Annotated in this window: 25 protein-coding genes, 1 pseudogene and 1 riboswitch; of the genes and pseudogenes, 15 read left to right on the forward strand and 11 right to left on the reverse strand. The window is 69.3% G+C overall.

Annotated elements, in window-relative coordinates; genetic code table 11:
- Window positions 1-62: 62 nt before the first annotated feature.
- Together ATK30_RS20420 and ATK30_RS20425 are read right to left on the reverse strand one after the other, a co-directional pair.
- Complete coding sequence (locus tag ATK30_RS20420; protein ID WP_101436966.1) at window positions 63-1,805, reverse strand: ABC transporter ATP-binding protein; 1,743 nt, start codon at window positions 1,803-1,805, stop codon at window positions 63-65.
- Window positions 1,802-3,436, reverse strand: a complete 1,635-nt coding sequence (locus ATK30_RS20425; protein WP_101440955.1) for an ABC transporter ATP-binding protein — start codon at window positions 3,434-3,436, stop codon at window positions 1,802-1,804. The genes ATK30_RS20420 and ATK30_RS20425 overlap by 4 nt, the downstream gene beginning before the upstream one ends.
- Window positions 3,437-3,544: 108 nt before the next feature.
- Between ATK30_RS20425 and purL the strand changes: the two genes are divergently transcribed.
- Window positions 3,545-5,872, forward strand: coding sequence for a phosphoribosylformylglycinamidine synthase subunit PurL (purL, locus tag ATK30_RS20430; protein ID WP_101436967.1), 2,328 nt, complete (start codon window positions 3,545-3,547; stop codon window positions 5,870-5,872).
- 36 nt (window positions 5,873-5,908) lie between these two features.
- Here the strand turns inward: purL and ATK30_RS20435 are convergent, their stop codons facing one another.
- The 4 genes from ATK30_RS20435 to ATK30_RS20450 all read right to left on the reverse strand — a co-directional run bounded on the left by ATK30_RS20435 (window position 5,909) and on the right by ATK30_RS20450 (window position 9,440).
- Window positions 5,909-6,571, reverse strand: a complete 663-nt coding sequence (locus ATK30_RS20435) for a nitroreductase (protein ID WP_101436968.1) — start codon at window positions 6,569-6,571, stop codon at window positions 5,909-5,911.
- 16 nt (window positions 6,572-6,587) lie between these two features.
- A complete protein-coding gene (locus tag ATK30_RS20440; RefSeq protein WP_101436969.1) occupies window positions 6,588-7,523 on the reverse strand; it encodes a pentapeptide repeat-containing protein in 936 nt (311 codons plus the stop codon).
- A 4-nt stretch (window positions 7,524-7,527) separates the two neighbouring features.
- A complete protein-coding gene (locus ATK30_RS20445; RefSeq protein ID WP_167441961.1) occupies window positions 7,528-8,364 on the reverse strand; it encodes a hypothetical protein in 837 nt (278 codons plus the stop codon).
- A 185-nt stretch (window positions 8,365-8,549) separates the two neighbouring features.
- Window positions 8,550-9,440, reverse strand: a complete 891-nt coding sequence (locus ATK30_RS20450; protein ID WP_101436971.1) for a lysozyme — start codon at window positions 9,438-9,440, stop codon at window positions 8,550-8,552.
- Here ATK30_RS20450 and ATK30_RS46900 point away from each other — a divergent pair.
- Window positions 9,433-9,567 (forward strand): hypothetical protein, encoded by a 135-nt coding sequence (locus tag ATK30_RS46900; RefSeq protein ID WP_255443103.1) that lies wholly within the window; start codon window positions 9,433-9,435, stop codon window positions 9,565-9,567. The two genes, ATK30_RS20450 and ATK30_RS46900, sit on opposite strands and share 8 nt — an antisense overlap.
- A 46-nt stretch (window positions 9,568-9,613) precedes the next feature.
- Here the strand turns inward: ATK30_RS46900 and ATK30_RS20455 are convergent, their stop codons facing one another.
- Together ATK30_RS20455 and ATK30_RS47735 are read right to left on the reverse strand one after the other, a co-directional pair.
- Entirely contained in the window at window positions 9,614-10,405 is a 792-nt protein-coding gene (locus tag ATK30_RS20455) for a lysozyme (RefSeq protein ID WP_463672424.1), read from the reverse strand.
- 116 nt (window positions 10,406-10,521) lie between these two features.
- Window positions 10,522-11,174: pseudogene (locus tag ATK30_RS47735) on the reverse strand (type VII secretion system-associated protein).
- 59 nt (window positions 11,175-11,233) lie between these two features.
- Here ATK30_RS47735 and ATK30_RS20465 point away from each other — a divergent pair.
- The 9 genes from ATK30_RS20465 to ATK30_RS20505 all read left to right on the forward strand — a co-directional run bounded on the left by ATK30_RS20465 (window position 11,234) and on the right by ATK30_RS20505 (window position 19,890).
- Complete coding sequence (locus ATK30_RS20465) at window positions 11,234-11,614, forward strand: sterol carrier family protein (RefSeq protein WP_101436973.1); 381 nt, start codon at window positions 11,234-11,236, stop codon at window positions 11,612-11,614.
- A 169-nt stretch (window positions 11,615-11,783) separates the two neighbouring features.
- Complete coding sequence (locus tag ATK30_RS20470) at window positions 11,784-12,662, forward strand: helix-turn-helix domain-containing protein (protein WP_037354011.1); 879 nt, start codon at window positions 11,784-11,786, stop codon at window positions 12,660-12,662.
- 482 nt (window positions 12,663-13,144) lie between these two features.
- Window positions 13,145-13,384 carry a DUF397 domain-containing protein gene (locus ATK30_RS20475; protein WP_020664000.1) on the forward strand — a complete coding sequence of 80 codons (240 nt, stop codon included), beginning with the start codon at window positions 13,145-13,147 and terminating at the stop codon, window positions 13,382-13,384.
- Window positions 13,371-13,760, forward strand: coding sequence for a hypothetical protein (locus ATK30_RS20480; RefSeq protein ID WP_101436974.1), 390 nt, complete (start codon window positions 13,371-13,373; stop codon window positions 13,758-13,760). The genes ATK30_RS20475 and ATK30_RS20480 overlap by 14 nt, the downstream gene beginning before the upstream one ends.
- Window positions 13,761-14,471: 711 nt before the next feature.
- Window positions 14,472-15,407, forward strand: coding sequence for an IS5 family transposase (locus ATK30_RS20485; protein WP_208637356.1), 936 nt, complete (start codon window positions 14,472-14,474; stop codon window positions 15,405-15,407).
- 63 nt (window positions 15,408-15,470) lie between these two features.
- Entirely contained in the window at window positions 15,471-17,009 is a 1,539-nt protein-coding gene (purF, locus tag ATK30_RS20490) for an amidophosphoribosyltransferase (protein WP_101436975.1), read from the forward strand.
- 30 nt (window positions 17,010-17,039) lie between these two features.
- Window positions 17,040-18,110 carry a phosphoribosylformylglycinamidine cyclo-ligase gene (gene purM, locus ATK30_RS20495; RefSeq protein ID WP_101436976.1) on the forward strand — a complete coding sequence of 357 codons (1,071 nt, stop codon included), beginning with the start codon at window positions 17,040-17,042 and terminating at the stop codon, window positions 18,108-18,110.
- A 33-nt stretch (window positions 18,111-18,143) separates the two neighbouring features.
- Window positions 18,144-18,572, forward strand: coding sequence for an alternative ribosome rescue aminoacyl-tRNA hydrolase ArfB (gene arfB / locus ATK30_RS20500; protein ID WP_101436977.1), 429 nt, complete (start codon window positions 18,144-18,146; stop codon window positions 18,570-18,572).
- A 205-nt stretch (window positions 18,573-18,777) separates the two neighbouring features.
- The gene (locus tag ATK30_RS20505) at window positions 18,778-19,890 is read left to right on the forward strand and encodes a cytochrome P450 (RefSeq protein WP_244194671.1); all 1,113 of its coding nucleotides are present in this window, start codon (window positions 18,778-18,780) and stop codon (window positions 19,888-19,890) included.
- 51 nt (window positions 19,891-19,941) lie between these two features.
- On the opposite strand, the gene ATK30_RS20510 is transcribed toward ATK30_RS20505, so the two are convergent.
- Both ATK30_RS20510 and ATK30_RS20515 read right to left on the reverse strand, forming a co-directional pair.
- A complete protein-coding gene (locus ATK30_RS20510; protein WP_101436979.1) occupies window positions 19,942-20,673 on the reverse strand; it encodes a GNAT family N-acetyltransferase in 732 nt (243 codons plus the stop codon).
- 188 nt (window positions 20,674-20,861) lie between these two features.
- Window positions 20,862-21,755, reverse strand: a complete 894-nt coding sequence (locus ATK30_RS20515) for a Gfo/Idh/MocA family protein (RefSeq protein ID WP_101436980.1) — start codon at window positions 21,753-21,755, stop codon at window positions 20,862-20,864.
- Window positions 21,756-21,783: 28 nt separating this feature from the next.
- A riboswitch (cobalamin riboswitch) is annotated at window positions 21,784-21,931 on the forward strand.
- 15 nt (window positions 21,932-21,946) lie between these two features.
- On the opposite strand from ATK30_RS20515, the gene ATK30_RS20520 reads away from it, so the two are divergent.
- Genes ATK30_RS20520 through ATK30_RS20535 form a run of 4 tightly spaced genes read left to right on the forward strand, consistent with a single transcriptional unit; the run spans window position 21,947 to window position 26,040 of the window.
- Window positions 21,947-22,597, forward strand: a complete 651-nt coding sequence (locus ATK30_RS20520; protein ID WP_101436981.1) for a hypothetical protein — start codon at window positions 21,947-21,949, stop codon at window positions 22,595-22,597.
- Window positions 22,584-23,663 (forward strand): CbiQ family ECF transporter T component, encoded by a 1,080-nt coding sequence (locus ATK30_RS20525; protein ID WP_101436982.1) that lies wholly within the window; start codon window positions 22,584-22,586, stop codon window positions 23,661-23,663. Before ATK30_RS20520 ends, ATK30_RS20525 begins: the two co-directional genes overlap by 14 nt.
- Window positions 23,660-25,258, forward strand: coding sequence for an ABC transporter ATP-binding protein (locus ATK30_RS20530; protein WP_101436983.1), 1,599 nt, complete (start codon window positions 23,660-23,662; stop codon window positions 25,256-25,258). The genes ATK30_RS20525 and ATK30_RS20530 overlap by 4 nt, the downstream gene beginning before the upstream one ends.
- A complete protein-coding gene (locus ATK30_RS20535; protein WP_101436984.1) occupies window positions 25,255-26,040 on the forward strand; it encodes an ECF transporter S component in 786 nt (261 codons plus the stop codon). The genes ATK30_RS20530 and ATK30_RS20535 overlap by 4 nt, the downstream gene beginning before the upstream one ends.
- Here ATK30_RS20535 and ATK30_RS46250 read toward each other — a convergent pair.
- On the reverse strand, window positions 26,033-26,551 hold the full coding sequence (locus ATK30_RS46250) for a hypothetical protein (RefSeq protein ID WP_244194672.1): 519 nt from the start codon (window positions 26,549-26,551) through the stop codon (window positions 26,033-26,035). The genes ATK30_RS20535 and ATK30_RS46250 overlap by 8 nt on opposite strands.
- Window positions 26,552-26,591 lie beyond the last annotated feature (40 nt).

Here is a 26,591-nt window from a genome sequence, read left to right on the forward strand (position 1 = left end):
GATTCCTCCAAAGTTCCGCCGCAGCTTTCACCGCGTCAGATTTGCCGTCCGGGAATCGCCCTTCAGCTCGCCGCCTCCACGAGCCGCGAGTAGGGACCGCCCGCCGCGATCAGGTCCTGATGGGGGCCGAGTTCGGTGATCTTGCCGCCCTCGACCACCGCGACCCGGTCCGCCGCCGCGGCCGTGTGCAGCCGGTGCGCGATGGCGATCACCGTGCGGCCTTCGAGCACCGCGTTCAGCGACCGTTCCAGCTCCCGCGCCGAACCGGTGTCCAGCAGCGACGTCGCCTCGTCCAGCACCAGCGTGTGCGGATCGGCCAGGACGACCCGCGCCAGCGCCAGTTGCTGCGCGAGACCGGCAGGGACCGCGTACGCGCCCGAGCCGAGCTTTGTGTCCAGCCCGTCCGGCAGCCCGGCCGCCCACTCCGCCGCGCCGGCGGACGCGAGCGCGGCCATCAGTTCCTCGTCGGTCCAGTCCCCGCCGCCGCGCCGGGCAGGCAGCGCCAGGTTGTCCCGCAGCGTCCCGGAAAACGTGTGGTGTTCCTGCGTCAGCAGCAGAACCTCGCCGCGCAGCACGTCGTCCGCGAGCGTCGACACCTCGGTGCCGCCGACCCGGATCGAACCCCGCGTCGGTGCCGAGATCCCGGCCAGCAGCCTGCCCAGCGTCGACTTGCCCGCGCCGGACGGTCCGACGATCGCCAGGCGTTCCCCTCGCGGCACGCTCAGCGTGATGCCGTGCAGCACCTCGCGGTCGGAGGTGTAGCCGAACCGGACGTCGCGCACCTCGATGTCGCGCCCGCGCGGCACGTCGGTGACCTTGTCCGCCGCTTCGGTCGGCTGCACGCCCAGGATCCGGCGCGTCGCGGCCACCGCGACCTGCAGGTCCTCCAGCCAGAACATCGCCTCGCTGAGCGGAGCGGTCATCGCCTGCGCGTACGCGAGCATCGTCGTGATCGTGCCGAGCCCGGCCCAGCCCTGGCGGTAGGCGAACAAGCCCAGCAGCAGGAGAGCGGCGATCGGTAGCACGTAGCTGGTTTCGAGCGACGGAAGCCAGCGCATCTGCAGCGCCCGCATCCGGCGTTCCCCGAGCGTCGCCTGGTCGAGTGCGTGGTGCCCGGTGCGCATGCGCCGCCGGGTGAGGCTGAGCGCCTCCGTGGTGCGTGCGCCCTCCACGGTCTCGTGGGTGATCGACTGCAGGTCGCCCCAGCGGTCGAGCATCCACGCGAACGCGGTCGGGATCTTCCGCTGGTACCAGATGTTCACCGGCACCAGCAGCGGTATCGCCACCAGCAGGGCCAAGGCGAGCAGCGGCGACGTCACGATCATCGCGATGGTCGTGAACAGCACCGTCACCGCGGCGATCAGGATTTCCGGCGCGGCGAACCGCACTGCGACGTCCAGCCGGTTGATGTCGCTGGTCGCCCGGCTGAGCAGGTCGCCGGTGCCGGCCGCCTCGACGGTGCCGAGCGGCAGGCCGAGCGCGTTCGTGACGAACCGTTCGCGGGTCTCCGCCAGCACACGCTCGCCGAACATCCGGCCGCGCAGCCGCGCCGCCTTCCTCGCCCACGCCTGCAGCACGAGCACCACCACGAACGCCACGGCCAGCAGGTCGACCTGGAGCGTCGTGCCGTGCTCGACCACACCGTCCACGAGCCTGCCGAGCAGCTGCGGCCCGGCCAGCCCGACCACCGTGGCCAGGCAGAACAGGCCGAGCACCACGGAAAACTCGCGCCGGTGTTCGACCGCTACGCGTTTCGCCCAGCGTCGCACTTCGCGTTTCGACGCCAGCGGGAGCCGCGTCGTCATACCGTCACTGCCTTTCCGTGCACGACCTCGTCGGCCACGTTCCTCCACAGTGGACTCTGACTGAACACCACCGTGGTCCGTCCGGCCCGCAATTCCTTGACGCGCTGGGTGATCCGGGCTTCGGTGTGCGCGTCGACCGCCGACGTCGGCTCGTCGAGCAGCAGCACGTCGGAGTCCATCGCGAGCGCGCGGGCCAGGCTCAACCGCTGCCGCTGCCCGCCGGACACCTCGCGGCCGCGCTCACCGATCAGCTCGTCGACGCCGCGCGGGAGGGCCTCGATGATGTCCTCGGCGTCCGCCGCGTGCAGTGCCGAGAAGATGTCGACCTCGCGCGGATGCTCCGGAGTCAGCTGAGCACGCAGCACGCCGGAAAACCACAGGTCCTGGTTGTGCGCGTACACCACTCGCCGGCGCAGTTCGGCGAGCGCGACCTGGTCCGCGGGCACTCCGCCGATCAGCACCTGCTCGCCCGCGTCCGCGTCGGCGAACCGGCTCATCCGCGCGGCGATCGCCTCCGCCTCGGCGCCGAGGTCGACGACCGTCAGCTTGCCGGGCTCGATCCGGATGCCGCTGGCGGTGTCCACCAGGTCCAGCGGACCGTCCGGCAGCGGCCGCGGCGACACCGGGTCGGCGAGCTTCGGCCGCAGGGCCAGCAGCGTGCACACCTTGCGCGCCGCGACCAGGCCCGAGCTGAGCGAGCTGACCTGTTCGGTCGCCGTGCTGACCGGCACCACGAGGAACGCCGAAAGACCGTAGAACGCCACCAGTTCGCCGACGCCGATCGTGCCGTCGAGCGCGAGCCGCGCGCCCAGCCAGGTGATCGCCACCGTGACCAGCCCGGGCAGCAGCACTTCCGCGCCGGCGAGCCAGGATTCGCTGCGCCCGACCTCGACGCCGGAGCGCCGCACCAGCTGGCTGGCTTCGCGGAACCGGCGCAGGAACCGCCGTTCGCCGCCGACGCCGCGCAGGATCCGCAACCCGGACACGATGTCCGCGCCGAGTGCGTTCACGTCGCTCAGATTCTCCCGCTGCGTGGTTTTCCGCTTCTGCAGCGGCGCGAGCAGCGGACCGATGCCGAGCACCGCGAGCGGGACGCCGACCAGCGCGACCGTGCCCAGCACCGGCGACGTGCCGAGCATCGCGATCCCGATCACCACGAACGCCACGATCGAACCGAACGTGCGGCCGATGACCTCGAACGCGTTGCCGACCCAGTTCATGTCCGACGACGTGACCGCGACGACGTTGCCCGTGCTGGTCGCGTCGCGCAGGGACGCGCCGAGCCGGGTCGTATGGTCGGTGACCAGGCGTTGGGTGGATCCCGCGCCGTGCATCCACAGGCCGTACGAAGCGAAGTGCAGTCCGGTGCCGAGCAGCGCCTGCGCCACGCCGAGCACGCCCGCGATCAGCGCCCAGCGCACCAGGGCGGACGAGTCGCTCGCGGCGATCGCGCCGACGCCCCGGCCGATCACGAGCGGCAGCAGGGCGCTCGGCAGCGACCAGCCGGCCCCGGTGACGATCGCGGCGAGGACGAGCCCCGGCCGCGCGCGCAGGACCGCCAGCAGATACCGGACCGGCGTCGGCTGTTCCGGAAGCCGGATGGCGGGGAAGCGGTACGTGGCGGAAAGCACGATCACTGACGCTAAGCCGCCGGGACTGTCCGGCGCGACTGATTTATCCCCATGCGACCGGGCCGGGCGGCTGCGGGTGTGACCCGGCCGACACGTAGTCTTGGGGGCGTGGCGAACCCTGACACGGACAGTCGGACAAACACTGTGACCAGCCCTGTTGCTAGCACAGACACCACCGCAGTGGCCGCGGCGACCCCGGAAACGAGCCAGCCGTACGTCGAACTCGGCCTCGCCGAAGACGAGTACGCGCGGATCCGGGAAATCCTCGGCCGCCGGCCCACCGACGCCGAGCTCGCGATGTACTCGGTGATGTGGAGCGAGCACTGCTCCTACAAGTCCTCGAAGAAGCATCTGCGCTACTTCGGCGAGACCGCCACCGACGAGATGAAGGCCAAGATGCTGGCCGGCATCGGCGAGAACGCGGGCGTCGTCGACATCGGCGACGGCTGGGCGGTCACCTTCAAGGTGGAAAGCCACAACCATCCGTCCTATGTGGAGCCGTACCAGGGCGCGGCCACCGGCGTCGGCGGCATCGTCCGCGACATCATGGCGATGGGCGCGCGGCCGCTCGCGGTGCAGGACGCGCTGCGCTTCGGCCCGGCCGACGCGCCGGACACCAAGCGCGTGCTGCCCGGCGTGGTCGCGGGCGTCGGCGGCTACGGCAACTGCCTCGGCCTGCCGAACATCGGCGGCGAGCTGGTCTTCGACCCGTCCTACGCGGGCAACCCGCTGGTCAACGCGCTGTGCGTGGGCGCGATGCGCACCGAGGACCTGCACCTGGCGTTCGCGTCCGGTTCCGGCAACAAGATCATCCTGTTCGGCGCGCGCACCGGTCTCGACGGCATCGGCGGCGTGTCCGTGCTCGCCAGCGACACCTTCTCCGGCGACGAATCCGCGTCCGGGCGGCGCAAGCTGCCCAGCGTGCAGGTCGGCGACCCGTTCACCGAGAAGGTGCTCATCGAGTGCTGTCTCGACCTGTTCAAGGAGAACCTGGTCGTCGGCATCCAGGACCTCGGCGGGGCCGGGCTGTCCTGCGCGACGTCGGAGCTGGCCGCGGCCGGTGACGGCGGCATGCACATCTACCTCGACCGGGTTCCGTTGCGCGCCACCGGAATGACACCCGCCGAGGTGCTCTCCAGCGAATCGCAGGAGCGCATGTGCGCGGTCGTCGCGCCGGAGAACGTCGACGCGTTCATGGCGGTCTGCGCCAAATGGGACGTCATCGCCACCGACATCGGCGAGGTCACCGACGGCGAGCACCTGGTCATCACGTGGAACGACGAGGTCGTCGTCGACGTGCCCGCGCACACCGTCGCGCACCAGGGCCCGGTGTACGACCGCCCGATCGAGCGCCCCGCGTTCCAGGACGGCCTGATCGCCGACACCTCCGCGAAGCTGCCGCGTCCGTCGACGCCCGAAGAACTGCGCGCGGACTTCCTGAAGCTCATCGCGTCGCCGAACCAGGCGTCGAAGGAATGGGTGACCTCGCAGTACGACCGCTACGTGCGCGGCAATTCGGTGCTGGCCCAGCCGTCCGACTCGGGCATGATCCGGATCGACGAGGAGAGCAACCGCGGCGTCTCGGTCTCCACCGACTGCAACGCGAAGTTCGTCTACCTCGACCCGTACCGCGGCGCGCAGCTCGCGCTGGCCGAGGCGTACCGGAACGTCGCCACCGGCGGCGCCACCCCGGTCGCGGTGTCCGACTGCCTCAACTTCGGCGCCCCGACCGACCCGGGCGTGATGTGGCAGTTCGAGCAGGCCGTGCACGGTCTCGCCGACGCGTGCGTCGAGCTGGGCATTCCGGTCACCGGCGGCAACGTCAGCTTCTTCAACCAGACCGGTGACACGGCGATCCTGCCGACCCCGGTGATCGCGGTGCTCGGCGTGATCGACGACGTCACCCGCCGCATCCCGACCGGCATCGGCGCGGAAGCGGGCGAGACGCTGCTGCTGCTCGGCGAAACCCACGACGAACTGGACGGTTCGGCCTGGGCGCGCGAGCTGCACGGGCACCTCGGCGGCGTCCCGCCCCGCGTGGACCTGGCCCGCGAAAAGCTGCTGGCCGACATCCTGGTGGCCGGTTCGCGCGACGGCATGATCTCCGCCGCGCACGACCTCGCCGACGGCGGGCTGGCCCAGGCCCTCACCGAAACCGTCCTCATTGGACAGTGCGGGGCCCGGGTGTTCCTCGACCGCGACCAGGACCCGTTCGTGCAGCTCTTCTCGGAGTCTTCCGGCCGCGTGCTGGTGGCGGTCCCGCGCACGGAGGAGCTGCGGTTCACCGAGATGTGCACCGCCCGCGGCCTGCCGTGGCGCAAGACCGGCGTGGTCGACCCGGATTCCGGCACGCTGGAGATCCAGGGCATCACGGAGTTCACTCTCGAAGAACTGCGCGAGACCTGGGAGAAGACGCTTCCGGCGCTGTTCGACTGAGCCCTCGTGAGTGCCGGTGCTGACCGGCACCGGCACTCACGACCGGAAGGTGACCACTTCCGCCAGCGGCGCGCGAGGGATCGAGGGCCGGGGTTCGTCGGGATCGGCGTACCCGATCGACATGCCGCAGCCGAGGACATATCCGGCGGGCGGTTCCGCGATCTCCGTGACGCTGCGGTGGTACCGGCCCCACGCGATCTGCGCGCAGCTGTCGAGCCCCTCCGCGCGGAGCAGCAGCATCACGGTCTGCAGGAAAGCCCCCGCGTCCAGCCATTGCGGCGGCAGCATGTGCTCGTTCAGATAGCAGAACAGCGCGACCGGAGCGCCGAAGCAATCCCAATTCCGGACGCGGACCCGCTCCCGGCCGGCGTAGTCCTCCCGCGCGATCCCGACCGCGCCGTAGCGCAGCACGCCTAGTTCCTCGATCCGCCGCGCGTACCGCTCAGGCAGCGCGTGCGGATAGGGCAGAACCTGGGGCGGATCACCGGTATCGCCCTCGGCGATGCGCTGCTGGACCAGGCATTTCAGCTCGTCCAGCTTCGCGCCGGACAGGACATAAACCCGCCACGGCTGCAGGTTTCCCCCGGAGGGGGCGCGCAACGCCGTGGTGAGGACTCGGGTCAGGATTTCGGCGGGGACCGGCTTGCCGAGGAAGCCGCGGACAGACCGCCGGGAGCGCACCGCTTCGTAGACGTCCACGGTTTCTCGATGCTACTCAGATCGGCACCGCGACATAGCCGCCATTCTGTGGTTCTAACTTCCAGCCGTCGGGCAGCTGTACTTCAGCCGAATCCGAAAAAGTGGCCCCGTCGAACAGGACTTCCTTCGCGAAACTCGCGCCCTTGAAGGTAGTCCTGCCCTTGAACGCGGTGTCGGAGAAATTGGTCCGCTCCGAGAACGCGGTGCCGGAAAACCAAGCCCGGTCGAGAAAAGTCGCGTTGCGGCAACGGAAAAGACCCACCAGGCGGCCCGGTCCGGTGCCCGCCGCGGTGAAGTAGGCCTGCCCGGTGAAGACGCATCCGCTGAGGTTCGTGCTGCTGTACAGCGAAGCGTGCCGCAGCAGCAGGCCGCCGATCCGGCGACGGGAAAGGTCGAAATACTCCAGCACCGCGCCGGTCAGATCGAGGTCCGGACCCGGACCGTCCACATCGGACGGTGGCAGCAGATCCCGGACCAGCCGCTGCGCCGTGAGCCGCACCTGCAGTTCGCGCTCCTGCTCTGGAGTGCTGTCCTTACCGTCGTAGCGGCCATGCGCGAACGGCCGCCGCAGGTAAGAACACAGCACATCCAGCACAGTCTGCCGATACTCCGGTCGCGTGCGCGCCAGCCCGGCCAGCGCGTGCAACGCCCCCACCCGCACCTGATCGGCCTCGTGCCCCAGCAATTCCACCGATTTCGCGAACCGCTCGTCGGAGATCCGCTCGCGGTCGACGTCGTGCCGCTGCTGTTCAATCACCTGTCGCGCTTCCTCGACGCGGCGACGGCGATCGTTGAGCCACAACGCATACAGCGCCACGACCGCGCCACCGGCGAGACCGCCGGTTTTCAGCGCTTCACTGCGACTGGTCGCGGGGTCGGTGAGCAGCCAGCCACCGACCCCGCACAGCAGTACTACGGACGCGATCAACGTCCACAGCAGCGGCGAGCGCACCGGGTCAGAACGCCAGGATCAGGTACAGCCCCACGCAGTAACCGCCGCCGCGGTTCATCACGACCATCGTGCCGCTGGCGTCCTTGCCCGACAGCTTGCCGGTGAGCCGGGCACTCGTCGTGGCACTGCCCTCGGTGACCTTGGTCAGCGTGAGCTGCGGGTCGCCGCTGGTGGTCTCGTCGATGCTCTTCTTCGACATGCTCTCGGTGCCCTGGCAGGCCATCGCGGTCGCACCGGCCGCGTCCTTGGCGTTGAGCTTGGCGATGAAGTCGTTGATGACCTGCTTCGCCTCGCCCGAACCGGACCCGCCGGTGCCGGGGTCGTCGCTCGAATCAGTGGACGGCGACGACGAGTCGCTCGGCAGCGGAGCGTCCGACGACGGGGACGGTGCCGGGGCGGGCGGCTGCGCCTGCGAGCTGCTCTTGTCGTCCTTGCTCAGGAAGAAGCCGGGTGCGACGAATCCGGTGATGCCCAGCGCGACGAGCACGACGACCGCGACCGCGATGCCGATCCACAGGCCGGTCTTGTTGTTCTTCGGCGGTTCGCCGCCCGGCCCGCCGGGGTATTGCCCCTGGTCCCAGCCCTGCTGCGGGAACTGCTGGGTGCCGCCGTATGGCTGCTGCGGATATCCCGGGTACTGCTGCTGGGCGTTCGGGTCCCAGCCCGGCTGCGGGGCGCCGCCGTAAGGCTGCTGCTGGTGGGCGTTCGGGTCCCAGCCCGGCTGCGGCTGAGCCTGGTTGGGGTCCCACCCCGGCTGCTGCGGAACCCCGCCCGAGCCGGGCTGCTGCCAGCCCTGGCCATAGGGGTCCCCGCCCTGTCCGGGCTGCGGTGGGTAAGTCATGGTTCCGCCTTCCTGCTGCACCGACTCGCGCCGCGGTCTGACGCCCCGCCGGCCCAGGCGGTTCCGTCTCCGCCCCAGGCCCGCAATTGTGCAAGGCGGGCGACGCTCGCACAAAGGCGGCTCCCGGCCGCCCCGCCCGGCAGGAGGAGGGGAGAACCGGGAGCCGCGTCGGTCGCGCCGTCAGGTCAGCCGTTGGCGAGTGCCTGCAGCCGGTCGTAGGCGCCGTTGAACGTGTCCTGGTCCAGCGGGCTCGAGGTGTACTGCCACACGGTGTAGTAGCCCCAGTTGTACGGAAGCGTGCCGGCCGAGGACGCGTACCGCGCGACCCACAGCGGCGCGGTGCTCGAGAAATCGCCGCTGACGCACTGGTTCCACCAGTTCGTCGACGTGTAGATCACCGGCCAGCGCCCCGTTTTCGCGTGATAGGTGTCGTGGAAGTCCTTGATCCACGCCGTCATCGCGGATTTGCTCAAGCCGTAACAGGTCGCGCCGTAGGGGTTGTACTCCATGTCCAGCGCGCCGGGCAGCGTTTTGCCGTCCCCGGACCAGCCGCCGCCGTGCGCGACGAAGTAGGTCGCCTGTGCCGCGCCGCTGGAGGTGTTCGGAGTGGCGAAATGGTAGGCGCCGCGGATGAATCCCTGGTTGTAGGAACCGTTGTACTGCTGGGCGAAGTACGGGTTCGTGTAGTTCGTGCTCTCGGTCGCCTTGGTCCAGACGAATCGCTTGCCCTGGCCCCACCAGTTGCCCCAGTCGACGTTGCCCTGGTAGCTGGCGACATCGATGCCGGCGACGGTGGCCGCCACCTGGTTCGGCAGCGCGGCCGCGGGCTGCGGCTGCTGCGCGGCGGCTTTCGTGTCGGGGGTGGAGTGATCCCCCTCGACGCGCCGGATCTGCGACCCCATGGTGTGGTTGTTCGCCTGGATGTCGGCGTTGACGGCGTTGATCTCCCGCGGCGAAAGCGGGGAAGCCGCCGGGGCGGCCGTCGCCTCCGTCGAAGCGCCGAGCAGGAGCGCGACAACAGGGACGGTCAGAGCGGACAGCAGCGCGGTACGCCGTCCTCTTCGGGAAGTGGACATCGTCGATCCCTTCACAGATACCCTCGCGGAGGGCGGCTATGTGCAGGTAGCCGCCACGGGGGAGATTCTTGAGGACGAATCGTCGTTTGTCATCAAGTTCCGTGAAGATGAATGGGCGAGTGGGTGATTTTCATCGGGCGGTGATGACTAATTCGTGACGACGTCACGAATGTTCACCCGAATGCCAGATTGCGTAGCGCCGACTGGGTTCCGTTGAGCCAGTTCTGGTCCCCAGGCAGGGTGCCGCTGTCCGAGAACTGCCAGATGGCGTGCTGTCCCCAGCCCGCGGGCAGTTCGCCGATGAAGGAGTTGTAGCGCGCGATCCACAGCGGATTCCCTCCGAAAGAAGGGTTGTTTCCGGTGCAGCGTTTCCACCAGCTGGTCGAGGTATAGATCGTCGGCAGCCGTCCGGTGCGGGCGCGATAGGTGTCGGAGAACGCGCGGATCCACGCGACCATCCCGTTCGCGTCCTTGCCGTAACACGTTTCGCCGTAGGGGTTGTATTCCATGTCGAGTGCGCCCGGAAGCGTCCTGCCGTCAGCCGACCAGCCGCCGCCGTGCGCGAGGAAGTAGTTGGCCTGCGAAGCTCCGTCGGACACGTCCGGCCGCGCGAAGTGGTAGGCCCCGCGGACGATCCCGACTTGGTAGGAACCGTTGTACTGCTGGGCGAATTGCCCGCTGACGAACCCGGTGCCCTCGGTCGCTTTCACGTACACGAACTTCGCGCCCGCTGCCGCCGCGGCCGGCCAGTCGACCGCGCCCTGGTGCCCGCTGACGTCGTGCCCGAGGTACTGGTCTTCCGTCGTGTACGAGATGTTCGGCGCCCCCAGCACGCCTTCGTGTTTCGCGATTTGCGAACCGGCGTAGTTGTCCGCGGCCCCGGCGTAGCTCGGGGCGGCCAGCGCCGTCTCGCACAAGGACGTGCCGGTAATCCCGGCGAAGAGAACCGCGCTCCAGCGCAGCAGCAGATGACGCTTCACCCAAGGCTCCTCACCGGACACGTGTACTTCTACTGCGTCACGATGCCCGGGTGAGCGGATTTCGGCGAATCATGATCACTCGGCAGAGTGGTCTGCCCAGGTCAGCGCCGTTCTTCGGCCAGCGCCTTCATCAGGTGCTCGGCCGGGACGACGGCGGTGATCAGGTCGTGCGGGTTGATCGCGAGCGGATGCCCGGCGAGCAGCCCGACGATGTCGCGGCCGAGCACCGCGCGGGCGTGCGGCCATTCGCGCGGCACCAGCGACTTCGACGTGTACGCCGGCACCATGACCCGGCCGTCGGTGTTGTGGAAGCCGATGACCGTGCGCTGCACCGGGGACAGGGCGTAGACCAGCAGCGTCGAATCGAGGATGACGCGCGGCAGGTCCTCGGGGGCCGGTGTTCGGTCCGGACCATCTGCAGCAGCTGCTCGAGTTCGTTGCGCGGCTCGGGAAAACCGAGCGCCTTCGGGGAGGGGCGGTACCGGTCGTTGGGGTGGAAGTCCTCGACGACCTCTCCCGTCCCGTTCACCGGGTACGCGCCGACGACCGCCCACGACGGCACCGGACCGCGCGCGTCGAAGGCCTCGTCGATGACATACAGCCAGCTGTTCGGGTTCGTCCGCGCGTTGGCGCGCATCTCGGGAGTGATCTCGGGTTTGCCTTGCGGGCCGCGGCGGGGGTACGCGTTCCGGCGCGCGCGTTTGCCCGCCGGGGTCCGGGAAACCATCCGATCTGCCTCGTCCCGCTGCGCCATCGCCGTCCCTCGGTGCCGGGTGCCTGAAAGTCCGTCCGCGGTCACTCTACTGTTGTCGCATGGCCTCTTCGCGTTCGGTCGATCCCGCTCAGTTACGGGCGGCGGTGCTGGCCGTTTCGGACTGGTTGCGTGGTGACGGGCCCGATCCGGCCCGCACTGAGCTGGCCGCCGCGGTGCGCGCGACGCTGCGGACGCTCGCCCAGGACGCGCCCGGGCACACCGTCGAGGTCCGGGTGCCGCCGTACGCCGCGGTGCAGTGCATCGAAGGCCCGCGCCACACCCGCGGCACGCCCCCCAACGTCGTCGAGACCGATCCGCGGACGTGGCTCGAACTGGCGACCGGCCTCCTGGAATGGGACGACGCGCTCAGCGCCGCCCGCGTGACCGCCTCGGGCAGCCGCGCGGACCTTTCGCACTGGCTCCCGGTGGTGCGGATCTGATTTTCCGCGCCAATTGTTCTCGCGGGTGTGTCTTCTGAGGCACACACTCCGTAGAATCCCCTGAGCAGAGGCTCATGCCACGCTGTCCGGGGCAGGGCCTTGCGTGTACTTTGGGTGGTCGGAATTCGGTCCCCCAGGACGAGCGAGCGGCGATGGAAGGGCCCTGGTCATGAACGCGGTAGGCGTGTCCGCCGGCGAGCAGAGCCTCGGCCCGACAGCGCGCCGGATGATTCTCGGCTCACAGCTTCGCCGGTTGCGCGAGGAAGCCGGGATCACGCGCCAGCAGGCGGGCTACAACATCCGCGGTTCGGAATCCAAGATCTCCCGGCTGGAACTCGGCCGCGTCGGCTTCAAGGAACGCGACGTCGCCGACCTGCTCACCATGTACGGAGTCTCCGACGAGGAAGAGCGCAAAGCGTTCCTCGACATGGTCAAGCAGTCGAACGAGGCCGGCTGGTGGCGGAAGTTCGGCGAGACGGTGCCCGGGTGGTTCACCGATCTTGTCGGCCTGGAGGAAGCGGCTTCCCGCATCCAGATCTGGGAGCCGCTGTTCGTGTCGGGCCTGCTGCAGATCGAGCCGTACGCGCGGGCGATCTTCAGCCACGGCCGCCCGGAAATGGCCGACGAACGCGTGGACCAGCTGGTGGCCCTGCGCATGCGGCGGCAGAAGATGCTGGCCCGCCCGGACGCGCCGCGCATCTGGGCGGTGCTCGACGAATCGGTGCTGTACCGGCCGATCGGCGGACCGAAGGTGTTCCGGCAGCAGCTGGAGTACCTGCTCGAGGTCACCACGCTGCCGCACGTGTCGGTGCAGATCCTGCCGTACTGCCGCAGCGGTCTGTCGGCCGAGCACGCGTTCTCGCTGCTGCGCTTCGCGGAGGCGGAACTGCCGAACATCGTCTACGTCGAGTACCTGACCGGAGCGCACTATCTGGACAAGCGCGACGAGATCGAGAAGTACGGCCGGGCGCTCGACCTGCTGGCCGTCGACGCGGAGACTCCGGAACGCAGCCGCGCCCGCATCGCCAAGCGCAAGGCCGAGATCTAAGCGCGCCTCGCTCCGCCAAGGGCTCGGTCTCCAGCGAAATTCTCCCGGCCGGGAATTCCGGCCCGACCATCCGGGCGACGAGCAGCCAATAGAGAACGTCCGCCCCCATTCTCATCACCGGCTGTGCATAAGTCCGGAAACCCGTTACCCCTAACCCGGTTCGACCTCTTCCTGCCACCGCTCCCGTCGTCACGGTGAGTGTTCCCCCTTCACCCGCCGCACTCAGCGGCGGCGAGTTCTGAACGCACTGCGTAAACTTGCTGCCCATATCGTGACCCAAGGTAATAATTAACCCGTTCAGGTAGTGCTCTAATCACCTGTCCGGGAACTTCTACTGAACCGTGTCGTCACGCAGTGAGAAATTTGCAGGAAATTCTGCACGTGCATTTACCGCTGCATGCGCGCGTGCTAGCGTCGAAGTCACAGGCAGATGCACATGCAGATTCCTGAGCTTTTCATCGTCCTTCCTGGAAGGTGGCATCATGGCTGAGCGGTTCGAGAACGGTATTCCGGCCGACCGTCTGACCGGCGCACAGTGGCGCAAGGCGAGCTACAGCGGCGCGGTAGGCAACTGCGTCGAGGTGGCCCCGCTGACCTCGGGCGAGATCGCGATGCGGAACTCCCGTTTCCCGGAGGGCCCGGCGCTCGTCTACACGCGTGCGGAGATGGCCGCCTTCCTCGCCGGCGCGAAGGACGGCGAATTCGACGATGTCCTCGGCTGAGGCCGCCGTCGTAGGCTCCGCCTTCGACATCGAACGAGGCCTGCAGCAACTGATCGCCCGCGGTTACCGGTTCGTCCACCAGACGGACGGAAGCGGCGAGATGCAGGCCGTGGTCGGAGTACGAGTCCACGACAACGTGGTGGACGTCGTCCGGTTGAACGCCGAGGACGACGTCGAGGCCGCCCGCCTCCCTGGCAATGAGCAGAACATCTTCGCCCCGACGTCCACGCTGTGGCGTTCGCGCGGCGAGGCGAGCCAGGTGCTAGGCGAGGTCCTCGCCCTCCCCGAGCGCCCCCCGGTCACCGCAGCCGCCTCCGCGAACGGCTGCTGGATCCCCGGCCGAGGCGGCCGCTCGAAGTGGCTCGCCGCCAGCTGATCCACCTTCCGCGCTGTCCCCGCCGGCGCCCCTGATTTCGGGCCCCGTACGAAGTGGCCCAATCCACTTCGTACGGGGCCTGGCTCATTTCTGCCCCAGGCCCGCGTCCCTGCCGCCCTCCGTGAGTACCGCCCTCACGGACCGCCCGCCAAAGCCCCGATGTGGCGTCCGCTCGCGTCGGACCGCACCCAACGCCACATCGAGGCGCAAACCGCGCCCCCAACCGGCACCCGCGAACCCCACGCAACCAGCCACCCAACCCGCGCACACTCACCCCCAAACCGCCACCGACCCACCCAACTCGCCAGCGCACCCACACCGCCCCCGCACCCCGATACGAAGCCTCCCTGCGGTCGGCGGGTGCTTGTCAAGGCATCTTTCCCGCCTTGACAAGCACCCACCGACCGTCAGCACAATCCAGCTTCGGGGTGCCCCCACTCCCCGCCCGCCGCAAACGTCGCCGCCAGGCGACGAGCCGACTCAGCAACGACACCCACCCCCAAGACTCCCGCTCCAAAATCAGATCACCGCTCACCCCCCACCTCCCCCTTAGTGGTCAGAACCACCCCGCGAACCGCTTCCCCGCCCCTCACACCCCTTAGAGCCTGTTGGTGGATGGTGTGGCCGGGACCTGAGCGTGTCGTGAGGGTATGAGGCGGGGCTCCTGGTAGATCGAGAAGTACCACCAACTTGATCACCAGAAGCCCCAGGATGTCTGTCTACCGTGTCGAGGCCGCGAAGGCCAGTTGCGGCGTGTCCGGTTGCGCGTGTCGTGACCGGCTACGCCGGTATCCGTCCGATCTGACCGATGAGCAGTGGGAGGTGCTGGAACCGGAAGCACGGGCTGTCATGGCAGAGCTGCGCAAGAGCCCTGCGGGGGCGCCGATGCGCCATGACCTGCGGGCGGTGCTGGACGCGATCGGCTATCTGACCCGCTACGGCATCGAGTGGCGGGCGCTGCCGGCCGATTTTCCGCCCTGGTCGGCGGTGTACGCGTTCTTCCAACGCTGGAGTGAACGAGGACTGCCACACCGGCTGGCAGACCGGCTGCGGGGACGCATCCGGGTCGCGTGTGGCCGGGCCGAACTACCGACCGCGGCGGTCATCGACGCTCAGACCGTGCGTGGCGCCGACACCATGGCCGCCGAAAGTTGCGGGTACGACGCGGGGAAGAAGACCAAGGGCCGCAAGAGAAATATCGCCACCGATTGTCTCGGACTCGTGTTGATGGTCACCGTCACCTCCGCCGGTATGCAAGACCGCGACACCGCGTATCGCCTGCTGGCGTTGCTGCGTGAACACTTCTCCACCATCACTCTGGTCTGGGCCGACGGCGGCTACGCCGGACGCCTCGTCGTGTGGGCCAAAGCCGTGCTGCGCCTGACGATCACCATCGTGAAACGCAGCGACGACATCAGAGGCTTCGTGGTGCTGCCCCGCAGATGGGTGGTGGAGCGGACGTTCGGCTGGCTGATCCGCCATCGACGCCTGGTCCGAGACTACGAACGCCGACCAGAGCACCACGAAGCCATGGTGTGGTGGGCCACCGTCTCGATCATGACCCGCCGCCTGACCCGAGAACTGGCCGACACCCCTCCAGCACCACGCTGGGGCAAGCCCAGACCACCCGCCCTGACCCCAGCCTGACCATCTACCAACAGGCTCTTACACTTGGACTCGGCCCGCCCGCGTCTTCCTGGGAGCTCCTCGGTGGTTTCCGACCCCTCCGCCAGTCCTGATCGACCCGAAGATCAACCCGAACCGGAACCTCGTGAGGAGTGCGGCGTCTTCGGCGTCTGGGCTCCCGGGGAAGAAGTCGCCAAGCTCACCTACTACGGCCTCTACGCCCTGCAGCACCGCGGGCAGGAGGCAGCGGGCATTTCAGTTTCGGACGGCTCGCAGATCGTCGTTTTCAAGGACCTCGGGCTCGTCAGCCAGGTCTTCGACGAGCAGGTCCTGCAGTCCCTGCAGGGGCACATCGCCGTCGGGCACTGCCGGTACTCCACCACCGGAGCCACGATCTGGGAGAACGCCCAGCCGATTTTCCGCACCACGGACACCGGCAGCGGCCTGTCCTTCGCGCACAACGGCAACCTGGTCAACACGGCTGAGCTGCGGGATCGCACGGTCGCCGCGGGGCTGAAGCCGCATGCCGGGCTCACCGGGTCCTCCAGCGACTCCGACCTCGTCTGCGGGCTGCTCGCCGCGAACGCCGCGGACAAGGGCATCGAGGCCGCCGCGCTGGAACTGCTGCCGACCCTCAAGGGCGCGTTCTGCCTGGTCTTCGCGGACGAGAACACCCTGTACGCGGCCCGCGACCCGCACGGCGTGCACCCGCTGGTGCTCGGCCGGCTGGAGCGCGGCTGGGTCGTGGCGAGCGAGACCGCCGCGCTCGACATCTGCGGCGCGTCGTTCGTGCGCGAGGTCGAGCCAGGCGAGCTCATCGCCATCGACGCCGAGGGGCTGCGTTCGTCGCGGTTCGCGAACCCGGAACCCAAGGGTTGCGTCTTCGAGTACGTCTACCTCGCCCGTCCGGACACGTCGATCGCCGGCCGCAGCGTGCACGCCACGCGCGTCGAGATCGGCCGCAAGCTGGCCGCCGAGCACCCGGTCGACGCCGACCTCGTGATGCCCGTGCCGGAGTCCGGCACCCCGGCCGCGATCGGGTACGCACAGGGCTCGGGCCTGCCGTACGGCACCGGTCTGGTCAAGAACGCCTACGTCGGGCGCACCTTCATCCAGCCGTCGCAGACCATCCGGCAGCTCGGCATCCGGCTGAAGCTGAACCCGCTGCGCGACGTCATCCGCGGCAAGCGCCTGGTCGTGGTGGACGACTCGATCGTCCGCGGCAACACCCAGCGCGCGCTCGTGCGGATGCTGCGCGAGGCCGGTGCGCTCGAGGTGCACGTGCGGATCGCGTCGCCGCCGGTGCGGTGGCCGTGCTTCTACGGCATTGACTTCGCGTCGCGCGCCGAACTCGTCGCCAACGGCGTCGACCTCGACGGCATCCGCCGTTCGATCGGGGCCGATTCGCTCGGCTACATTTCGCTGGACGGCCTGGTCGCGGCGTCCGAACAGCCGAAGTCGCGGCTGTGCACGGCCTGCTTCTCCGGCGAGTACCCGATCCCGCTTCCCGAGGACGCGCTCATCGGCAAGCACCTGCTCGAAAGCATGGACGCCGCCGGTGGCGCGGCGACTCCGGTCAGCGCCGCCGGGTACGGTGCCGAAGACGCCGTCCGGCGTCCGTGAACCAGCATGTCCAGTAGGGAGTCCGCTTCCGTGAGCGAGTCCACGAGCGCCACGTACGCAGCCGCCGGGGTCAGCATCGACGCCGGTGACCAGGCCGTCGAGCTGCTCAAGCCACACGCCGAGAGGGCCACGAGGCCCGAGGTGCGCGGCGGGGTCGGCGGTTTCGCCGGGCTTTTCTCCCTCAAGCTCGACAAGTGGAAAGAGCCGATCCTCGCGTCGTCGACCGACGGCGTCGGCACCAAAATCGCGGTCGCGCAGGCGCTCGACAAGCACGACACGGTCGGCATCGACCTGGTCGCGATGGTCGTCGACGACCTGGTCGTCACCGGGGCCGAGCCGCTCTTCCTGCAGGACTACATCGCGGTCGGCAAGGTCGTGCCGGAGAAGATCGCGGCGCTGGTCGGCGGCATCGCCGAGGGCTGTGTCCAGGCGGGCTGCGCGCTGCTCGGCGGCGAGACGGCCGAGCACCCCGGCCTGATGGGCGAGCACGACTACGACCTCTCGGCCACCGGCGTCGGCGCGGTCGAGGCGTCCGCGCTGCTGTCGCCGGAGAAGGTCCGGCCCGGGGACGTCGTGCTCGCGATGGGCTCGTCCGGGCTGCACTCCAACGGCTACTCGCTGGCCCGGCACGTGCTGCTGGACATCGCGCGCATGCCGCTGGACGGGCACGTCGAGGAATTCGGCCGCACTCTCGGCGAGGAACTGCTCGAACCCACCAAGATCTACGCGAAGGACTGCCTCGCGCTGGTCGCCGAGACCGAGGTGCGCACGTTCGCGCACATCACCGGCGGCGGCCTCGAAGCGAACCTCGCGCGCGTGATGCCGCGCGGTCTCGTCGCGCAGCTCGAACGCGGCACGTGGACGCCGGCTCCGGTGTTCGCCCTGATCGGGCAGCGCGGCAAGGTCGAGCGCGCGGAGCTGGAGAAGACATTCAACATGGGCGTCGGCATGGTCGCGATCGTGTCCTCCGAGGACGTCGACCGGGCGCTGGCGGTGCTCACCGCGCGGCACGTGCCCGCGTGGATCCTCGGCGACGTCCAGCCCGCCGAAGACCCGGACGGCCCGCGCGCGGTGCTGTCCGGCGACCACCCGCGGTTCTGAAAGCCGCTTGCCCTGTCTTGAGACACTGAGGACATGGCGGAGGACGTACGCGTCGGCGCCCGGTTCGTGATCCCGGGCGCCGAACTGCGAGAGCGGTTCTCCCGGTCTTCGGGCCCGGGCGGACAAGGCGTGAACACGACGGACTCGCGCGTCGAGCTGTCGCTCGACGTCGCGGGCTCCGCCGCGATCCCGCCCGCGCTGAAGGAACGCATCACGGCCCGGCTGGGCAACCGGCTGGTCGACGGAGTGCTGACCATCGCGGCCAGCGAACACCGCTCCCAGCTGATGAACCGGGACGCGGCCCGCGAGCGGTTGGCTGAGGTGCTGACGAACGCTTCCGCGCCACCGCCGGCCAAACGGCGTCCCACCAAGCCCTCGCGAGGCTCGAAGGAACGCCGATTGGCAGCGAAGAAACGCCGCAGCGACGTAAAACGCGGCCGCGGCGGCCGGTACGACGATTAGCCTTGTTGATCACTGCGGGTGAAGGCTTGTCTTGCGATATCGCTGAACTGCCTTCTTGTGACTCCTTTTCCGTCTTCGCTATTTCTGGTGAGTGACGCGATCTCCTGAACGGCGAATTCCCACTGAAGTCGATTTCGACCACCTCGATCCCGCGGTTGCCGAGGACGTTTACGCACGTCTCGGCGTTATCCGGCGGCTCTGCCCAGTGGCCAAAAGCTCCGCGCACGGCGGGTTTCACCTGCTGACCGGCTACGACGAGATCCGGGAGGCGGCTGGCCACGGCGAGATATTCAGTTCGTATGTGCATGGCCTCGGCGCTGCGGATGTCGTAGCCGAAGAAGCGGGATCCGACGGCAATCCGCCGCCGAGAGCGCCATTATTTGAATTCGACGGCCAGGCGCACATGGCTTGGCGTCGTATTCTCCGGCCTTATTTCACGCCGACGGCAGCGAAGGAACACGAGTCACTCATCCGGCGGTTGTGCCGGGAGACGCTCACCGGATTTGCCAAGCAAGGTCGGGCCGACCTGGTGACCGCATACACGCAAGTGGTGCCGCCGATTGTCGTCGCGGCATTGCTCGGCGTTCCGGAAAGCGGACGGGAACTGCTCGCGGAACACGCCAAGCGACTGGTCGCCGCCGAAAGCCGGGAGGAAGCAGAGAAGCGTGGTCGGGAGTACGCGAAGCTCCTGCTCGGACACATCCGTGAACGTGCTGGCGTGCCGCGGGACGACATGCTGTCCGACGTGATCCACGCTGACCTCGGCGCGCCGGCCAGCGAACGGCAAGTGCTTCGGTTCGCGGCGCTGATGGTCGCCGCCGGGCAGCTGACCACCACTGACGCGGCAGCCACGATGGCGCTGCTGCTCGCCGAGAATCCCGACCTGCGTGATCGGGCGCGGGACAGTCCCAAGGTGCTGGAGGAGTTCATCGAGGAGGCGGTTCGGTACGAGCCGGCGGTGGCGGCGACCGGCCGGGCGGTCACGCGGCCGACGATGCTGGGCGGAGTGCGGCTCGACGCCGGGGATCGGGTGCTGCTCGCCTGGGGAAGCGCCAATCGCGACGAGCGGCACTTCAGCGACGGCGACGTCTTCCGGCCGGAGCGCGGGCGGACTCGGCCAGCGCATCTCGGCTGGGGTGCCGGTGCGCACCGGTGTCTCGGCCGGCACCTCGCCCGGCTCGAGTTGCGAGTCATGTTGCAGGAACTGCTTGCGGCACTGCCGAATCTGCGGCTTCGAGCGGATGCCCGGCCTCGGCGCACCTACGGCGTAATCCGCGGGGTGCGGGAGGTGGCGGTCGAGTGGGAGACAGCCAGTTGACGGTTCCTTGCCGCCGCAACGGCTGTGCGTTGCGGCGGCAAGGACCACGTCTTAGCTCAGCGACAGGTGCACACACTCGCCGGCAACGCGATACCCGGCACGGCGATACACCGTCCCAATTCCCACATCCCCTGGCGTCAGGAACGCCGTGCGCGCACCGCGTTCGTGGGCAAGGCGCGTTAGGTGCGTCGTGATTGCCGCTGCGATGCCTTGGCCGCGGTATTCGGCGGCGACGGCGATGCCGACGATTTCCGTTGTGCCAGCGACGATATCCAGTGCAATCCCGCCGCCCACAATGGTTTCGCGGTGTTCGGCCAGGACGGTCAGATAGTCGCGGTTGCGTTCGACATCGGCGTCGGACACCTCTGGCGGTTCTCCGAAGGCGACGTTCTGCACGGACCGCAGGCGGCGGAATTCGTCGTCGGACGAGGGCTCGCGCAGCCGAATGTGTTCCGGCGCAACACGATCAACACGGTCTTCGGCGCTGCAGGTCATCACCGGCACACGTCGTTCCACGGTGAACCCCGCGGCGACGAGGGCTGCCTCGACGTCCGGAGCGGCTTCGGTGAAGAACTCCAGCCGGGGCAGGAGATTTCGTTGCTGGTAAGCGGAAATCAGGAGAGCGATCTCGGCCGACGAGGGCTTCGCGCCGTCGTCGGGGATGGCATAGTTCGCCATCGGACGGGAGGTGTCCTGGGCGAAAGTCGCCAGGAACGGGCCGATTCGTTCGACACCGCGACCGATCGGTGCGGTCGCGCGGACGTATGCCTGGAGGGCGGACATCTCCGGTGGAAGCCTTTCGGGAAGAGGGCAGCACAAGAACCGGGCAGCAAACCCGACGCCAGGCGCGCAGGCCGAACAGCTCAGGCCAGGCCGCGACCGGAGCGGGCCGTGGCGGAGCGCATAGGCATTCCTTCGTCCGAAACGAACTTCCCGTTCATCGTCTCAGACCGGGCAAGGGAATAACGGGCTCAGCGCGCGGCAGCGCGAGCCTGGTCCACGATCCGAGCCAGGTGCACGCCCCGCCGGACGTCGCAGGGATGCGTGGTCGTTCCGCTCGCCACCATGGCGGCGAAATCGTCCAGCAGCGCGGTGTACGCCTCGTTCGCCGTGCCGGTGCGGCCGAGCGTGCGGAAGCCGTGCTCGCCGAAGACCGAATACTCCACCACTGTCGGCATCACCGGCAGGCGCAGGCTGAGGGTCGCGGTGCTGGTGATGCCGCCCTCGTGTTCGAGCAGCAGTTGCCACAGGTCTTCGGGACCGCGATGGGCGGCGAGGACGTTGGTGATCGGGCCGAGGGCGGCGTCGAGCAGGTCGAACGCGTGCGGGCCGATGTCGGCGAGTGCGCCGCCGGCCGGATCCTGCCGCCACGCTGAGGTCGAGTATTTGCCGTCCAGTAGCGCGCCGGACAGCCACCGCACGCTGCCGCCTCGCCAACCGCCGGCGGCGGTGACGCCGTCCAGCCAATCGCGCGTCTGCTGGGCGAACCGCAGCGTCAGCATCACCAGCGAGGCGACGCCAGCAGACGTCACGGCGTCGGCGAGACGCCGCGCCGTGGCCAGGTCGGCGGCGATCGGTTTCTCGAGGATCAGGTGCTTGCCCGCCTCCGCGGCCCGAACGGCCAGCTCGGCCTGCACGGTCGGCGGCACGGCGAACGCCAGCGCGTCGACCTGCTCGAACAACTCGTCCAGATGGCTGGTGGGCACCGCGTCGTACGCCTGCGCCAGCGCGGCGGCGGCTTCCGGCCGGCGGCTCCAGACAGCACTGAGCACGGTACCTGGATGATCCGCAAGCCCGGGGGCGTGCACCGTGGTGGCCCACGGTCCGGTTCCGACGAGGCCGACGCGCAGCTGATCCTGTCCCACGCCCGGAAGTGTAGGTGTGTCCGCGGTCGCTTCCGGCGGGGCCTGCGGTGCGTTAACGTCGACAAGTTCTTCGCCACGAACGGGGGAAGCCGGTGAGAATCCGGCGCTGGCCCGCAACCGTGAGCGGCCCCGGGGAGGGACCGCGAGCCGGATCGCCCGCCGTGGTCCGATCGATGCGAGGTACATCTGACATGCGGTTCGTGCACGCGCGGCTCTGGGGGCGAGTCCTCGCCGGCTGCGCTCTTCTCGTCGCTACCGGTTTGGGCGGGGCGTCGTCCGCCTCCGCGACCACGCCCGGCAAGGGCACCGACGGCTATTGCCAAGACGACAACGGCGTCACGGTTGTCGTCGATTTCCAGGGGCTGGGCGGCGAAACCCTCGTCCGGTGCGCCCCTGGAAAGCAGGAAAACGGCGTCACAGCCCTGCAAAACGCCGGCTTCGAACTCACCGGCGCGGGCAAGTACGGCCTGGCGGTGATGTGCAAGATCGAGGGCAAACCCGCGGACCAGACTTGCACCGGGATGCCGCCGGAGAAGGCGTCGTGGAGTTTCTGGACCGCCACCAACGGCGGCAGGTGGGCTTCGGCGCAGGTCGGCGCGCAGAGCTGGAAGCCACCGGCCGGTGCGTTCGAGGGCTGGTCGTTCGCGATTGGCAAGTCCTATACCGAATATCCGCCGCCGCGTACCGAGCCGGTCCGCAAGGCCAACGCGCCCGCTCCGACTCCGGCGTCCACTTCGGACAGTGCCTTCCCGTGGGGCCTCGTGATCGGCATCGTGGTCGTCGTGCTGCTCGTGGTGGCCGGGACGGTCGTCGCGATGCGTCGCAGGCGTGCTGCGGAGTAGTCCGCGAGCGCTCCATCCCGGCGCGTGGTGGGTGTGGGCGCTCGCGCTCGCCGTCGCCGCGAGCCGGACCACGAACCCGGTCTTGCTCGCGCTGGTGATCGCGGTGGCCGGGTTCGTCGTGGTGCTCCGCCGCGGCGACGCGCCGTGGGCACTGGCGTTCCGGATGTACGCCTGGGTCGCCGGGGTGATCCTGCTGTCGCGCGTGCTGTTCCGGATCCTCATCGGCGGCGAGGACGGCGGCCACGTCCTGTTCACGCTGCCGACCATCCCATTGCCGAGCGTCGCGGCTGGCATTCAGCTGCTCGGTCCCACTTCGGCCGAGGAGCTGCTGGGCGGGCTGTACGACGGGCTCCGGCTGGCCACGATCGTGCTCTGCGTCGGTGCCGCGAACGCGCTGGCGAACCCGAAACGCCTGCTCAAGGCCGTGCCCGGAGCGCTCTACGAGGTCGGGACGGCGGTAACCGTCGCGCTGTCGGTGGCTCCGCAGTTGGTCGAGAGCGTGCAGCGGGTGCGTCGCGCGCGTCGGCTGCGCTCCGGGAAGACGCGCGGCCTGCGGTTCGTGAAGGGGATTTTCGTGCCGGTGCTCGCCGACGCCATGGACCGGTCGCTGCAGCTCGCGGCGGCCATGGATTCCCGCGGCTACGGACGGCGCGGCTACCTCTCGCCGCGCGTCCGGATGCTGATCGCGACCTGTGTGCTGGCCGGTTTGGTCGGCGTCGCGGTCGGGGTCTACGGAGTGCTCGACGGGTCGGCGTCGTGGCTCGGGGTGCCGATGCTGATCGCCGGGCTCGTACTGGCGGCCGCCGGATTCGTGTTGGGCGGACGGCAGATCCGGCGCACGACCTATCGGCCGGATCCGTGGCGGCTGCCGGAAACGCTGGTCGCGCTGTGCGGCGTCGCGACCGCGGTGCTCGTGCTGCTCGCCGACCCGGTTTCGCTCGTCACCCCGGCCAGCCCGCTGACCTGGCCGGAGCTGCCGCTGCTGCCGACCGTCGCGGTGCTGATCAGTGTGCTGCCCGCTTGGTTCGCGCCGCGTCCGGCGCTGGTGTCGGAGGTGGTCCGGTGATCGAGTTCTCGCACGTCAGCGTCACGTACGACGGGGCGGACCGGCCAGTGCTCCGGGACGTCGACCTCACGGTCGAGGAGGGCGAACTCTGCCTGGTCGCCGGACGCACTGGTGTCGGCAAGTCGACATTGCTTGGCGCGATCAACGGCTTGGTCCCGCATTTCACCGGCGGCACGCTGGCCGGGCGAGTCAAGGTCGCCGGACTCGACACCGCGACGCATCCGCCGCGCGAACTGGCGTCGGTCGTCGGCATGGTCGGGCAGGATCCGCTGGCCGGATTCGTCACCGACACCGTTGAAGAAGAACTCGCGTACGCGATGGAGCAGCTCGCGGTCGCGCCGGAGGTGATGCGCAAACGCGTCGAGGAAACCCTGGACCTGCTGGGCATCGCCGACCTCCGCCACCGTCCACTGCGGACGCTTTCCGGCGGGCAGCAGCAACGCGTCGCGATCGGCGCGGTGCTCACCGCGCACCCGAGCGTGCTGGTGCTGGACGAACCGACTTCAGCGCTCGACCCGACCGCGGCCGAAGAAGTCCTGGCCGCGATCACGCGCCTGGTGCACGACTTGGGCACGACGGTCGTGGTGGCCGAGCACCGGATGGAACGCGTCGCGCAGTACGCCGACCGCCTGCTCTACCTGCCCGGCGACGGCACCGTCGTCTCCGGGCAGCCGGCGGAGGTTTTCGCCGAGGCCGACGTCGCCCCGCCGATCGTGGAGCTGGGCAGGCTCGCGGGCTGGTCGCCACTGCCGCTGTCGGTCCGCGACGCCCGTCGGCTCGCTCGCCCGCTCCGGGAACGCCTGGCCGAGCGCCGCCCTGCCCAGGCTGCGGAAAGCTCTGGCGAAGCGGTCCTCACCGCGAGGGCGGTGCGGGTCCGGTATGGCGGCGTGCACGCGGTGCGCGGCGTTGACCTGCGACTGAACCGCGGCGAGGTCGTCGCATTGATGGGCCGGAACGGTTCGGGCAAGTCCTCGCTGCTGTGGGCGTTGCAGGGCAGCGGGCCCCGGTCGGACGGCAAGGTCGACATTCTCGGCGCGGACCCGAAGACGCTCCGGTCCCGAACCGCCCGCACGCGCGTCGGCCTGGTCCCGCAGACCCCGTCTGACCTGCTGTATCTCGATTCGGTCGGGGCGGAATGCCGACAGGCTGACGTCGAGTCAGGGGTCGACGCGGGCACCGCGCGGAAGCTCCTCGACCGTCTCGTGCCCGGCATCGACGACGACACCAACCCGCGCGACCTGTCTGAAGGCCAGCGACTCGCCTTGGTCCTGGCGGTGCAGCTCGCCGCCGCGCCGCCGGTCGTGCTGCTGGACGAGCCGACCCGCGGCCTGGATTACCCGGCGAAACGGCACTTCGCGACCGTCCTCGCCGAACTGGCCGCCGAAGGACACGGGGTGCTGCTGGCCACCCACGACGTCGAGTTCGTCGCCTCCGCCGCACACCGTGTCGTCGTCCTCGCCGAGGGGGAAGTGGTCGCGGACGGCTCGACCGCGGACGTCGTCGTCGCGTCGCCCGCCTTCGCTCCGCAGGTCGCGAAAATCCTCGCGCCGGAGCCATGGCTGACTGTGGACCAGGTAGCGAAGGCGCTGGCGTGACCGATTTCCTGGGGCCAGCCGTCCGAATCCGGCTTCGCACGGCGCTGGTGCTGACGGCGGCCGTCGTGGTCGGGCTGGCGATGTTCTGCTGGCCGTTGCTCGCCCGCAGCACCGTCGGCACGTCCGCGCACACGACGGACGCGCCGTTCGTGTTCCTCGTGACGCTGCCGGTGCTGATCCTGATCGTGCTGGCTGAACTGTCCAGCGGCGGACTCGACGCGAAGGCGCTCGCGCTGCTCGGCGTGCTGTCCGCGGTGAACGCCGCGCTGCGTCCGCTCGGCGCGGGCACCGGTGGGATCGAGCTGGTGTTCTTCCTGCTCGTGCTGGCCGGACGGGTCTTCGGACCGGGCTTCGGGTTCGTCCTCGGTTCGACGTCGCTGTTCGCATCGGCACTGCTCACCGGCGGGGTCGGGCCGTGGCTGCCGTTCCAGATGCTGGCGTCATCTCTGGTCGGCCTGGGTGCGGGGCTGCTGCCGCGCCGGGCGAAGGGCCGGTGGGAGATCGCGATGCTGGCGGTCTACGGCGTGGTCGCCGCCTACTTCTACGGCCTCGCGATGAGCATGTTCACCTGGCCGTTCCTGGCGAACCACACGGCGCTGGACTTCATCCCTGGCGGCCCGCTCGGCGAGAACCTGCACCGGTTCCTGGTCTTCACCGTGCTGACGTCCACGTTGGGTTGGGACACCGGCCGAGCGCTCACGAACCTGGTCGCGATCGTCGTGCTGGGCCCGGCGATCCTGACCGTGCTCCGCCGGGCCGCGCGACGAGCGGCGTTCAGCTGAGCGACTGCCCGACCCTGTCCAGCACCTCGACGAACTGAGCCATCCCGGCCGCGTTCGGGAAGTGGGAGGTGTCGATGTCGTGCACCTCGAACTGGTTGCCGGGCGTACGAGCGTCAGCCTCGGCGATCATCCGATCCTGCAGGGCGGGCGGCACGAGGCGGTCCTGAAGATGCCGGACGTAGAACCGCGGGATGCGACCCCACCGTTCCGGCGTGCCGCGCGAGTCGGTGGCACCGCGGCCGAGGATGTCGTCCGGAGCCATCGCGTTGAGCAGGGCGTAGAACTCGCCGTCGGTGGCGTCCGCGCAGAGTGCCGCCTTCGCCGCCGTCAACGCCTCAGCCGAGGAGGACCGCCAGTTGAAGCGCATCGCCCCTACCACCGCCGGGTCGGCCGCGATGAATTCGAGCATCGCCCCGGCCTGTGACGACGCGGCCTCGGGCGTGGCCAGGTACTCGTCCGGGGTCGGCAGGTCGACACAGCAGAACGCGGCGTCGTAGACCAGCGCCGACACCAGTTCCGGGACCTCTTCGGCGACGAGCGTGACCAGCGCG

Source organism: Amycolatopsis echigonensis, assembly GCF_002846615.1.
Classification (GTDB): Bacteria; Actinomycetota; Actinomycetes; order Mycobacteriales; family Pseudonocardiaceae; genus Amycolatopsis; species Amycolatopsis echigonensis.